This is a genomic window from Longispora fulva, assembly GCF_015751905.1.
GTDB lineage: Bacteria > Actinomycetota > Actinomycetes > Mycobacteriales > Micromonosporaceae > Longispora > Longispora fulva.
On record NZ_JADOUF010000001.1, the window covers coordinates 6885533 to 6897690 of the forward strand.

Below are 12158 nucleotides of genomic sequence, written 5' to 3' on the forward strand. Positions count from 1 at the left end.
GGGGCGCCGGACCAGCCGGCGCGGCCGGGGACGCCCCACCGTAACCGAATAATGGGGTTATTTCTCCAGATGGGCCCCTGCGGACGGGGCGGCCACGAAGGACCGCGGCGGTGTGAACTTCGACCGGGCGAAGGCCGCCTCCACCGACTCCGTCACGAACGCGACGTCGCGGGGCTCCACGAGGGCGATCACGCAGCCGCCGAAGCCGCCGCCGGTCATCCGCGCGCCGTAGGCCCCGGCCTCCAGAGCCGCGGCGACCGCGACGTCGAGCTCCGGCACCGTGACCTCGAAGTCGTTCTTCAAGGAGGTGTGCGAGTCGGTCATCAACGGGCCGATCTCGTGCACCTTGCCCGCGGCCAGCAGCGCGACGGTTTCGAGCACCCGGGCGTTCTCCGTGACCACGTGCCGGGCGCGGCGGCGCATGACGGGGTCGGTGAGCCGGTCCACGTCCGACAGGTCGGCGTCGCGCAGCGCCGGGACCAGCAGTTCCCGGGCCGCGGCCTCGCACGTGGTGCGGCGCAGGGCGTACTCGCCGTCGACGAGGCGGTGCGGGGCCCTCGTGTCGATCACCAGGATCGTGCCGTCGAAGGGGATGTGCTCGGTCTCCAGCGTGCGGCAGTCCAGCAGCAGCGCGTGGCCGGCCTCGGACAGCACCGACGCGGCCTGGTCCATGATCCCGCACGGCACGCCGACGAACGCGTTCTCGGCCCGCTGGGCGAGCGCCGGCCGGTCGGTGACCGGGATGTCGAGGTCGCTGAGTTCGATCAGGGCGGTCAGGACGGCGCACTCCAGGGCCGCCGACGACGACAACCCCGATCCGACGGGTACGTCGGAGCTGATGTGCAGGTCGGCGCCCGGCACCTCGTGCCCGGCGTCCTGGAGCGCCCAGACCACGCCGCGCACGTAGTCCACCCAGGTGGCCGAGCCCGCGGCGGACTCCGGCTTCCCGAACGACGTCGACTGCCCGGGGGCCCAGTCGGAGGTGACCGTCCACTTCTGCCGGAGGCTGCGCACCGCGTGCACGGTGGTGCGGTACGGCAACGCGAACGGCAGCACGAACCCGGCGTTGTAGTCGGTGTGCTCGCCGATCAGGTTGACCCGGCCGGGGGCGCTAGCCGAGACGCGCACTGTAGAACTCCCACGCGCTGCGGATGATGTCGTGCAGGTCGGGACGGCGGGGCTCCCAGCCCAGCTCGCGGCGGGCCTTGGCCGAGGACGAGATGCCGACCACGACGTCGCCGGGGCGACGGGCCTGCAGTTCGACGGGTACGGGATGCCCGGTCACCGCCCGGACCGCCTCGATCACCTCGAGGTTGCTGAACCCGTTGCCGTTGCCCAGGTTGTAGATCTCGTGCCGGCCCGGCTTGATCGCGTCGAGGGCGAGCAGGTGCGCGCTGGCCAGGTCCTCGACGTGGATGTAGTCCCGCACGCAGGTGCCGTCGGGGGTGTCGTAGTCGTCGCCGTACAGGGCGAGCTTGTCGCGCTTGCCGGCGGCGACCTGGAGCACGATCGGGATCAGGTGGCTCTCCGGGTCGTGCCGCTCGCCGAGGTGCCCCACCGCGCCGGCCGCGTTGAAGTACCGCAGGGTGACCGCGCCCAGCCCGTGCCCGGCCGCCTCGCCCGCGAGCATCAGGTCGACCATCAGCTTCGTCGCCGCGTACGGGTTCTGCGGCGCGACCTCGGTCTCCTCGGTCGACGGCTCGGCCGTGGCCCGGTACATCGAGCCGGTCGAGGAGAAGATGAACCGGGGCACCCGGGCCGCGCGGACCGCGTCGAGCAGGGTGAGCGTGCCGCGCACGTTGGTGTCCCAGAACCGCTCCGGGTACTTCACCGACTCGCCTACCTCGATCTTCGCCGCGAAGTGCAGCACCCCGTCGAAGCCGGCGTCCGGGGTGAGCACCTTCGCGACGTCGTGCACGTCCATCTGGTGGAACTCGACGCCGGCGGGGACCACGTCCGCGTACCCGCTGGACAGGTCGTCGATCACCGTCACCTCGTGGCCGGCGGCGACCAGCTGGTGGACGACCACGCCCCCGATATAGCCGGCGCCGCCCGTGACCAGCAGCTTCATAGCGAAACCCCCCGCAGTAGCCGCGCGGCCTCCTCGGGCCGCACGTCGTTGATGAACGCGCCCATCGCGGACTCCGAGCCCGCCAGATACTTCAACTTGCCAGGGGCGCGCTGGATGCTGAACAGCTGCAGGTGCAGGTAGGCCAGCTCCCGGTCCTGGCGCACCGGGGCCTGGTGCCACGCCGAGATGTACGGCATCGGCTGGTCGAACAGGCCGTCGAGCCGGCGCAGCACGTCGAGGTAGAGCGGCCCGAAGGAGTCCCGCTCGGCGTCGCTGAGGGCCGGCAGGTCCGGCACCCGGCGGCGGGGGAACAGCCGCACCTCGTACGGCCAGCGGCTCGCGAACGGCACGAACGCGATCCAGTCCTCGTTCTCGCCGACGATCCGGTCACCGGCGTTGGCGATCTCCTCCTCGAAGACCCGGGGGTTTCGTTTCGCCGCAGCGAGCATGGTTTTGGTGCGAGGGGTCACGAACGGGTACGCGTAGATCTGCCCGTGCGGGTGGTGCAGCGTCACCCCGATCTGCTCGCCCCGGTTCTCGAAGCAGAACACCTGCTCCACCCCCGGCAGCGCGGACAGCTCCGATGTCCGGTCGGCCCACGCCTCCATCACCGTCCGGACCCGCTGCGGGGTGAGCTGCGCGAACGCCGTGCCGTGCTCGTCGGTGAAGCAGACCACCTCGCACCGCCCCACGCCCGGGTTCTCGACCCCGGGGGAGACCCGGTGGCTGAAGGACGGGAAGCGGTTCTCGAAGACCACCACGTCGTAGGAGGACGCCGGGATCTCCGAGAGCCGGTCGGCGGTCGACGGGCACAGCGGGCACTCGTCGGCCGGCGGCAGGAAGATCCGGGACTGCCGGTGGGTGGCGATCGCGACCCACTCGTCGAGCAGCGGGTCGTAGCGCAGCTCGGACGCGTCGGGCGGGGTCGGCAGCCGCCGGCGGTCGGGCACGTCGCGCGTGCTGGCGTCCGACTCGTCGAAGTAGAGCAGCTCGCGGCCGTCGGCAAGGTGGGTGACGGTGCGCTTCACGCGACGACCGCCGTCAGGCCGAGGGGTGCGCCGGTCATGCCGTCACCACGATCAACTCGCCGACTTCCTCGGCCAACTGCGCCTGGGCCTCGGCGGACAGCCCGGAGTCGGTGATCACCACGTCGGCGTCGGCGAGCGGCGCGATGGTCGCGATGCCGACCATCTCCCACTTGGTGTGGTCGGCGATCACGATCAGCCGGCGCGCGGAGTTGACCAGCAGGCGGTTGGTCTCCGCCTCCATCAGGTTCGGCGTGGTCAGGCCGGAGCGGGCGCTCATGCCGTGCACGCCGAGGAACAGCAGGTCGACGTTGAGCGAGCGGATCGCGCTGTCGGCGAACGGCCCCGCGAGCGCGTCGGACGGGGTCCGGATGCCGCCGGTGAGCACCACGGTCTGGTCGGTGCGGCCGGACCGGTACAGCGCGTCGGCGACCGGCACCGAGTTGGTGACCACGGTCAGCCCGGGCACGTCGACCAGCCGCTCGGCGAGGGCGGCCGTCGTCGTGCCTGCGGACAGCGCGATCGCCGACCCGGGACGGACCAGCTCGGCCGCCCGGGCGACGATCGCGGCCTTCTCCGCCTGCTGCCGGACGGACTTGGCGGCGAAGCCCGGCTCGTCGGTGGAGCCGGGGCCGATGATCGTGGCCCCGCCGTGCACCTTGGCGAGCAGGCCGCGATCGGCCAGCGTCTCCAGGTCACGGCGGATCGTCATGTCGGAGACGCCGAACTCGCGGACGAGCTCGCTGACCCGGACGCCGCCGTGCCGGCGGACGAGGTCGAGGATGGCGGCCTGGCGCTGGGGGGCGAGCATCTAGTTCCCTACCGTTCTCATGCCCCCCATTTTCCATCACTATCCAACAAAGTCAAACAGCGTTCCAACTCGGCGGCCACATCCGTCAGCAATGTGTCCGGAACGATGGGTACGCCCGCCAGTGCCGTGATCAGACTCGGCAGTCCCGGAAGGGGGAATCCGTCCTCCGTGAGGATCGCGCGACCGGCCCCGTTGCCGTTGGCGCTGAGCGACAGCGACTCGCGGGTCCGGGCCCAGGCCTCGGCGACCTCCTCCGGCGACGGTACCCCGAAACCGTGTCCGACCGGCGCGGCGTGCCGCAACCGGACAATCGCCGAATCGCCGAACTTCAGGGCCGCCGCGGCGTTGTGCGCGAGCATCTCGTGCTGGCCGGGCTTCAACCGGTCGGTCACCGGGCACTCGGTGCGGCACTCGGCGGCGCACACGCCCAGGGCGTGCGCGACATTGCTGTGCTGCCGGTCCAGGTACGCCCGCCAGCCGGCCGGCGGCTCCGAGGCCACCCGCAGCGCCCGCGCGCACGCCGACTTCTCGGTCCTGGTGTGCGGGCAGGCCCGGTCCTCCATCTGACCGAACCGGCTGTCCTGGAAGTGTTGGAGCCGGGCCGGGTCGGCCGCGTGGCCGAGGACCGGCTCCCAGACCAGCATCGGCAGGTACTCGCTCGCGATGTGCACCGCCGCCACCAGCGCCGCCATCTCGCTGCGCATCCAGCGTGCCTCGATCACCTCGAGCAGCAGCGAGTACGCCGGGCGCAGCGAGCCGAGCGCGCCCCTCGGCTGCTCGCGGGGCGCCTGGGGCATCCGGGACGCGATCGCGCGCTGCTTGAGCGTGTCGATGACGTCGTACGCGCCGAAGTCCTCCGCGTCGAGCTCGAGTAACCCCTGGCCGAAGGTGCAGATCCGCTCGACCCGTGGGTCGTTGACGAGCGCGGCGACATCGCCGAACGCGAACCGGCGGGCGAGCGCGACCAGTACCTCGTACCCCGTTTTCATACGCTGAGTTCTACCAGGAAACGTATGCCCCGCCGTTGGCATGTAGCACCGTTCCCGTCGTGTATCCCGCGGCGGGGCTCGCCAGGTACTCGATCGCGGCGGCGATCTCGTCCGGCGTACCCGAACGTTTGACCATCGTTTCGTTGATTTTCCGCTCCAGCGCGTTGACCGGACCGGCGAAGAACTCGGTGTCGGCCACATATCCGGGGGAGACCACGTTGGACGTGATGCCGTGCGGGCCGTGCTCGCGGGCGACGTGCGCGCTCCACGACGTCAGGGCCGCCTTGGCCGCGCCGTAGGCCCCGTTGCCCCGGTGCGCGGCGATCGAGCTGACGTGCACGATCCGGCCGCCCGGCGCGGTCATCTTCGGCAGCAGCGCCTCGGTGAGCAGGATCGCGGTCATCGCGTTCAGCGCGAACGTCCGCTCCCAGGTCTGCGCCACGCCGACGATGCCGGGGGCCACCTCGCGCCGGTCGAGACCGCCGGCGTTGTTGACCAGGACGTCCACCCGGTCCAGCTGGTCGGCGAGGCCCTGCACGGCGTCCGGGTCGGTCAGGTCGATCTGGTACCACGCGCCCGAGCCGATGTCCTCCACGGCCCGGTGCAGCACCTCCGCCCGCCGGCCGAGCAGGATCACGTGCTCCCCGGCGCGGGCGAACCGGTGGGCCGTCGCCAGACCGATCCCGGTGCCGCCGCCGCTAATCACTACTGTGCGCATGGCGCTAGCCTTGCACGCATGGGGATGCCTGACGAAGACCGTGAGGTCGACTTCACCGACGATGACGCTCCGCTGCTGCCGGAGCAGACCAGTGACGACACCGCCGCAGGTTGGGGCGAGCGATCGACCACGGACAGTAACGACCACCGGCTGATCGAGGATCGCCCGCCGCACTGGGACTGATTTACCCTTTTCTGTACCCTGGGCGGATGCTCAAGGGTTTCAAGGACTTCATCACCCGCGGAAACGTCGTCGACCTGGCTGTCGGCGTCGTCATCGGCGCGGCGTTCGGCGCGCTCGTCAAGGCGTTCACCGACGCGTTCATCGACCCGCTGATCAAGCTGGTCACCGGCGGCAAGGCGACGAGTGGCGAGTGGCGGGTGAACGCCGACGTGGTCTTCAACTACGGCTCGTTCATCAACGCCGTGATCACGTTCCTGCTGACGGCAGCCGTCATCTACTTCGTGATCGTCATGCCGATGAACAAGTACAACGAGTACCGCAAGCGCAACGACGAGGAGGTCGTCGAGAAGCTGTCCGCCGAGGTGCAGCTCCTCCAGGACATCCGGGACGAGCTGCGTCGGGGCAACCGGGCCTAGTCGGCGCTGGTCGCGGGCGGTCTAGCTCGTGCTGGTCGCGGCCGGGGCGGCGGCGGGAGCGGGGCTGGAAGGCTTCGACTCCCCGCCCTGCTTCGGCGCGGCGGCCGGCGTGGAAGGGGACGACGCGGAGGAACTGCCCCGCGAGTCGGTGCGGTAGAAGCCGGAGCCATCAGGATTGCGGGTTACCCAACAGACATCTACGCTCCCGACCATGACCACGCAGCGAGCGCAACCAGCCAAGAGCGCCAGACTTCGCGTCCTGGGCGTCTGCCGCATCAGCCGAGATTCGGAAGAGTCTACGAGTATTGAGCGGCAGGACGAAGCCATTAATGCATGGTGCACGATGCAGGGGCACGTGTTAGTTGGGATGGTGCACGATGTTGGCGTCTCTGGCAACGTTCGACCGAGTAAGCGCCCAGAGTTGGGACCGTGGCTGAATGAGCGAGTATCGGACTACGACATCATCGTGGTTTGGAAGCTCGACCGGCTAACCCGCAATCTCTCGCACTTCTTGGACTTCCGTAAGTGGATGGCCAAGAACGGCAAAGAACTTGCAAGCTGCCAAGAGCAGTTTGACACTTCCACTCCGCTTGGGAGCTTCTTTCTCAATATCTTGATCATGTTCGCTGAGCACGAGCGTGAAACCATCAAGGCCCGAATTGCATCATCCAAGACGAAGGCAGTCAAAGATCGTCGGTATCACGGTGGCACGATTCAGTACGGCACGCGTCCGGCAAAGCTTGATGGCGGGGGTTACGTACTGCAACACGACCCACACTCGTCTAAGGTGATGAAGCGAATTGTTGATGATCTGATAAACGGAGATTCGCGGCAGGTAGTTGCCGCGAACCTCACGGATGAAGGTGAGCTATCTCCTTCGGATTATCAGCGGCATCTCATGGGCAAGGAAACGAAGGGGCTCGTCTGGCATCCTGCGACGATCACGAACCTAGCAACGTCACGCGGCTTGCTTGGGGAGCGGGAAGAGAACGGCCGGACGATCCGCAACGATGACGGCACGGCCGCGCTCTTCTTCCCTCCGCTCATCAGTGAAGACACATGGGAGGAGCTTCAGAGGAAGCTCAAGGAGACCACGAAGAGCCGAACCCTTCGAGGGGAGAAGCAACTCTACGCAGACATGGTGTTTTGCGGGCTGTGCGGGTCGAAGATGTACCGCGATTCGATCAACCTTCCTGAGCGTGGATTGCAACGCGACTACTACACGTGTGGTACCAACTCCCGCCCGGAGAAGGGCAAGCGCCTCAAGTGTCCCGCGAAGTCTGTTCAGCAAGTGGAGTTCGACAAGACCGCGAATGAGCTTTTTCTATCATCGGTTGGGCACCTCGAAAAGCGGTCGCGCCGAGTGTCAAGCGCGCTTGATCTTTCCAAGGACATCGAGCGTATGAGACGTATCCTCAACGACGTTCGAGGCGAGCGCGACCGGGGCGACTATGACTATCCGGGTGGAGATGAGGACTACGAGATGCGAGTAACCGCGTTGACTGGTGAACTCCGGGCCCTTGTGGCTTCACACCAGCCACAGACCACGGTGACCTACGCGGGCACGGGAAAGACCTACACGGAGCTGTGGAACGAAGCTAAAACCTTGCTCGCCCAGCGGCAGATCCTCTTGGATGCTGGAATACAGGTGAAGGTGATCGTGCACAAGGTTGCTACTCGGTGGGAGCCCGCAGGATTCCAGACCGAGATGGTATTTCCCGAAGACCTGAAGGCACGCCTTCAGGCGGTCGGAGAGTGGCCAGAGGTACCCACCTTTGAGTTCGTTGACGGCCAGATGGTGCCGATCCAGCGGGACTGACCCACCAACACGAAAAGCCCCCGACATCCTCAGGTGAGGTGTCGGGGGCTTCGTGTGTTACCGGGCGGGCTCTCCGGTGGCCCGGTCGTACATCACAACGCCCGTGAGAGCGCCAGGGCGGCTCTCGTTGTAGGCGTTAGGGGTTGGCGTGGGGTGGGGCTGGTTGTCGGACTCTGCGGGCTTCTCGGCCGGTGCCGGTGCCGGTGGCACGGGCTCGTTGAGTGCCTGGTTGACGATCGCGGCGTGGTCCTCCGCCGAGACTGCGCCGGGCGGCAACTCCGCGCGGGCGTCGGCAACCTTGGCGTCGGAGATTTTTACGGCAATGGTGCGGGGGCGGATCACTCCGAGGATCAGGAGGAGATCCAGAATCGCGGTGAGGGCTAGGGCGATGTTCGCGGCGCGAACGTCCGTGAGCCACGGGAGCCCGAGAGCGACAACGCTCATGAGAACGATCTTGATGGTTGCGCCGACTGTGGCAGCCCAACCGGTGGGGTCACGGTCGATCACTGGACACCCTCCCGGAGAGCGGCCTTGACCGCTGCCTTGATCTCGTCCTGAGTCAGGGCAACCGTGGTGTTGCCCGGGGCGGTTGACAGGAGCGTGTCAAGCTTGGTGCTGATGGCGTCTAGCTTCTGCTCGATGCGGATCAGTCGCGCCGTCCGTGCGGACATCTGCGAGGGGACGTAGGGGGACGCCTCCGTCATCTCAGCGCCCCACAGATCCGCCAGGAGCACGCCCGCGTCACGCCCTCCGAGAGCGTCAGGCTTGCCGAACGGCGCGTAGGACAGGTCAGTCACAGAACCTCCGGTTGGAGTAGGGGTTGGGGTGGTGCTGTCAGAGCGGACAAGCGCGCGGAGGTCATCGACGGAACCGAGAAAGGCGTTCACGTCGATGTCCTGACCGGCAACGCGGCCGTGGGAGGAGAACTGAAGGACGGTCGCGGTGTTCCAGCCGCCGTAGCCTGGGGTCCACCAGTCGTCAGGGACGTTCTCGTAAAGGACTGAGCCGAAGCCGGCCCCATCGACGTAGCGGGAGTGCCACACGTACGGAGTAAGGTCCGCTCCGCGATACCCGCCTGTGTGCGAGTCCCACCACCACGCGCCGCTGTAGATCAGGAACGGGTGGTTCCCGGAAAGCCGGTTCCACTCGTCGGCCCACGCGCGCATCTCGTCGGCTCCGCCGTCTGACTCGCAGTCGAGCTGAATGAGCCATCCGTTGGGGCCGCCGTGGGCGGCAATGCGGTTGTAGAACTCGCGGGCCTGTCCGGCTCCGTCTCCGGCACGTAGGTAGTGGTACGCCCCGGGGATCATGCCGGATGCGATGACCCGTGGAATGTAGGTGTCAAACCATGGGTCCTTGTAGTCGCGACCTTCGGTCGCCTTGCACACACACGCCGAATAGCCTTCGCTGGCAATCTGTTCAATCGAGATATCTCCCTGCCAGTTGGAGATATCGACAAGCCAAGTAACCATGGAGTCTCCCCGCTATGCGGACACGAAATAACCCGCACCATTGGGCGCGGGCGGGCCGGTGATCGGCTTCAGTTGGACAGGCGGACGAGTTGGAGAGTCGATCGGCCTTCGCTGTCAATTAAGGTGTTGAGGTTCGCGCCCACGGTGTGGTAGCCGAGGAGTTCGATATAATCGCCCACGGCAAGGTATGTGATTGCGGACGTGGTTAGCGCGAGATTGAACCCACCTGCGCCGACTGTGGGGACGACCTGTTTAGCGAAGATGTTGCCGCCGTTGATGCGTAGCCCGACCTGTCGGCCACCGGCGGCATTCGAGGGCCAATAGCCCGTTCCGATGACCAAGTGCCAGCCGGCGGTTTTCGCGGTGTAGCGGCTGTTGTTGGTGGTGATCGAGTGGCCGTTTTCCCGGTCGAAGTCGAGGCCATCGAACGTGAACGCTGTCCAAGAAGCGCTGGCGAATGGCTGGGCGGTGTTCTGTTTGAGGCTAGCTAGTGGTGGGGCGAGTAGGAAGTTTCCCGTGTCTCTCACGTTGGCGTTGAGTTGGGCGGCTGTGACGACTTCGCCGGCCGTCCAGGTTCGGAGGGTGGGCACCGTAGCCAGGAAAACCGCCTCCTTTCTTTAGTAGGCGAGTGCTGTGGTCTGCCCGAGAACCGATTGGGTGGAGTCGTCAAGAATCCAAATGCCGCTTGGGTCGGCTGGGTCAACAAGGACTGTCACCGTTACTTCACCGGTAGCGGGGTCGTGTTCCCAGTCGATGGAACTGACGAAAGCCTCGGTCTTGATGGGTGGGGCGTTGAATGGCCTTCGCATCACCCGGACGCGGGTGCTGATGTCAAGCGCGAGCACCATCGGCCATAGCGCGGGGTTATTGGAGGGCTTGAAGGTCACGCGGTCTAGCCGTTGCCGGGGTTGTTTGCGTTGCGCGAGGAGGTAGCCGGCGGCATCCACCGTTTCCAGATCACTGGTGACGGAGATAGTCCGATTGAGTGTGGAAGCGCCATAGGCGTACTGGGATGCCTGATCGGTCCGTCTGGCCGCAATGCCGTTGGTGCGGGTGACGGTGATGTCATTCGCGATACGCGTTGGGTCGAGTTCTAACGTCACATCAGACTCGTAGGGAAATTCCCCGGCAGCGACGTTTTCGCCAAAAATGAATTGCGGCGTTGAGGCAAGGTACCGTGCGGTCCGAGACTCGAATCGGATCGTGCCATCAGCCTTGACGAAATGCTGGCCGTTTTCGGACAGGACGACATTGTTCAGCGCGGCTAGCGCTGTCTGCCCGGTGATGTCTGATGCCGGCCCCATGCTGGTTGACTGGCCAGTGTCAAGCGCGGTCGGCCCTGTCCACCCCGCGTAACGCAGGATGCGCCCGTATCGAGCCCCGCTGGATTCGCCCGTAAACGCGGTCTTAAATGCTGTGGTGAGGGTTGCCCATTGGCCCAAGGTGAGCGGCGCGGGGAACTGGGCAGCCAGAGCCATTTGCCCGTTGAAGAGGGCCTGAAACCCGTCTCCGGGGGCGGACTCAGGGAATGCCACCCCACCGAAGAAGTCGTTATCCCACGGGGCATCCCACGCCGCACTAGTCAACGTTGGGGCTATCGCCGTAACGTCATCCAATCCAAGTGTGAGCGTGCCGGCGGCATCCACGCTGACCATTGCAAGATGCCAGTTGCCGTCAAACACTGGCCCCGCGATGGTTTGCCGCGCCCACGTGCCCGATTGAAAATCTGCTGTGTTGCGAACACTGATCCGCAGCACCGGAGTGGGAGCGATGTTGGGATCGAGCGTGAGGCTGATTGCCTGGTTACCGACGCCCCCGCCTCCGGCGCGCCACAAAACGATGATGCTTGTCGACGGAGGGCCGATCCAGCGGAACGCAATGATTCGCGTGAAACTGCGTGGCGTCAGCGGAGTGCTCGTGACAGTCTGCTCGGAGTTCGCCCCGGATACGAGAAGGGCTGTGCCCGGGGTGGAGGGTGAGACGCCTCCCGTGTCGGCCGTGTTGATTGGGTTGGTGAGTTGAACGACGGGGCCCGCGAGACCTACAGGGGGCGCACCGGCTGCACCGATTGTCGTTGCGGAGGTGAGCGTTCCGGGGCCTGCGCCGGAATCGACGCGTTGAATCAGTGGACCCGCGCCGATGGTGTCTGCGAAGGCTTCTCCTGCGTCGCTGAGCCGGTAGAGATAAGAGGGTTTGAGCGCCAAGACCTCTGAGACCAGAGGACCGGGCATGACTGCTTTTGCCATTTGGGCGAAAGCATCAACAGATACTGTGTCGCACAGCCCGAACCCGCCGTGCCAATGCTGGCTATAGCGCTCCACAAAGCCGTTGAAGATGGAATACGTTGTTCCGCCGGTAGGTGGCCAAGTTGCCCGGACCCGTACGCGTCGATAGGGAACAACCCCAGGCGCGTACGGGCTCAGCGTGTTGGAAGGGTCAAGGGCTCCGTCATCGTTGCGGAGCGGAAGCCGAAGCTCCCCAACCTTGGCTTGATTCTGCTCATATTGGATTCCCCGATTCGTACCCCAGCGTTCTGCAACGCGGTTGGTTACCGGAGTCCATATCGGCACGGACGCCGGATTGTTGGGGTCGGAGTTCCACGCAATCTCATACGACAGGGCCGGCATGTTTGGATTGGGGGCCGACAATTCCTT

The 12158-nt window shown here is 66.2% G+C and carries 14 protein-coding genes; 4 read left to right on the plus strand and 10 right to left on the minus strand.

All coding sequences use genetic code 11. From position 1 onward, the window contains the following. Positions 1-57: 57 nt before the first annotated feature. From galK to IW245_RS31660, 6 genes are read right to left on the minus strand one after another with little or no spacing between them, the layout of a single operon-like run. Positions 58-1128, minus strand: a complete 1071-nt coding sequence (galK, locus tag IW245_RS31635) for a galactokinase (RefSeq protein WP_197006778.1) — start codon at positions 1126-1128, stop codon at positions 58-60. After that, positions 1112-2071, minus strand: coding sequence for a UDP-glucose 4-epimerase GalE (galE, locus tag IW245_RS31640; protein ID WP_197006779.1), 960 nt, complete (start codon positions 2069-2071; stop codon positions 1112-1114). Before galE ends, galK begins: the two co-directional genes overlap by 17 nt. Continuing rightward, positions 2068-3099, minus strand: coding sequence for a galactose-1-phosphate uridylyltransferase (gene galT, locus IW245_RS31645; RefSeq protein ID WP_197006780.1), 1032 nt, complete (start codon positions 3097-3099; stop codon positions 2068-2070). Before galT ends, galE begins: the two co-directional genes overlap by 4 nt. 34 nt (positions 3100-3133) lie before the next feature. Beyond that, positions 3134-3907: a DeoR/GlpR family DNA-binding transcription regulator gene (locus tag IW245_RS31650; protein WP_197006781.1), complete on the minus strand. Its 774-nt coding sequence runs from the start codon at positions 3905-3907 to the stop codon at positions 3134-3136. 17 nt (positions 3908-3924) lie between these two features. Beyond that, positions 3925-4896, minus strand: a complete 972-nt coding sequence (locus IW245_RS31655; RefSeq protein ID WP_197006782.1) for a hypothetical protein — start codon at positions 4894-4896, stop codon at positions 3925-3927. A gap of 10 nt (positions 4897-4906) precedes the next feature. Then, positions 4907-5614 (minus strand): SDR family NAD(P)-dependent oxidoreductase, encoded by a 708-nt coding sequence (locus IW245_RS31660; protein WP_197006783.1) that lies wholly within the window; start codon positions 5612-5614, stop codon positions 4907-4909. A gap of 18 nt (positions 5615-5632) precedes the next feature. On the opposite strand from IW245_RS31660, the gene IW245_RS31665 reads away from it, so the two are divergent. From IW245_RS31665 to IW245_RS31675, 4 genes are read left to right on the plus strand one after another with little or no spacing between them, the layout of a single operon-like run. Then, positions 5633-5797 carry a hypothetical protein gene (locus tag IW245_RS31665; RefSeq protein WP_197008956.1) on the plus strand — a complete coding sequence of 55 codons (165 nt, stop codon included), beginning with the start codon at positions 5633-5635 and terminating at the stop codon, positions 5795-5797. A gap of 26 nt (positions 5798-5823) precedes the next feature. After that, positions 5824-6213, plus strand: coding sequence for a large conductance mechanosensitive channel protein MscL (mscL, locus tag IW245_RS31670; protein WP_197006784.1), 390 nt, complete (start codon positions 5824-5826; stop codon positions 6211-6213). A gap of 28 nt (positions 6214-6241) precedes the next feature. Further along, positions 6242-6370, plus strand: coding sequence for a hypothetical protein (locus IW245_RS41850; protein ID WP_267919960.1), 129 nt, complete (start codon positions 6242-6244; stop codon positions 6368-6370). A gap of 54 nt (positions 6371-6424) precedes the next feature. Further along, a complete protein-coding gene (locus tag IW245_RS31675) occupies positions 6425-8032 on the plus strand; it encodes a recombinase family protein (RefSeq protein ID WP_197006785.1) in 1608 nt (535 codons plus the stop codon). 57 nt (positions 8033-8089) lie between these two features. On the opposite strand, the gene IW245_RS31680 is transcribed toward IW245_RS31675, so the two are convergent. From IW245_RS31680 to IW245_RS31695, 4 genes are all read right to left on the minus strand, one after another. Then, positions 8090-8539: a hypothetical protein gene (locus IW245_RS31680; RefSeq protein ID WP_197006786.1), complete on the minus strand. Its 450-nt coding sequence runs from the start codon at positions 8537-8539 to the stop codon at positions 8090-8092. Continuing rightward, complete coding sequence (locus IW245_RS31685; RefSeq protein WP_197006787.1) at positions 8536-9504, minus strand: glycoside hydrolase family 25 protein; 969 nt, start codon at positions 9502-9504, stop codon at positions 8536-8538. The genes IW245_RS31680 and IW245_RS31685 overlap by 4 nt, the downstream gene beginning before the upstream one ends. 68 nt (positions 9505-9572) lie before the next feature. Then, positions 9573-10094 (minus strand): hypothetical protein, encoded by a 522-nt coding sequence (locus tag IW245_RS31690; RefSeq protein WP_197006788.1) that lies wholly within the window; start codon positions 10092-10094, stop codon positions 9573-9575. Between the two features lie 27 nt (positions 10095-10121). Next, positions 10122-12131: a hypothetical protein gene (locus tag IW245_RS31695; protein WP_197006789.1), complete on the minus strand. Its 2010-nt coding sequence runs from the start codon at positions 12129-12131 to the stop codon at positions 10122-10124. Positions 12132-12158 lie beyond the last annotated feature (27 nt).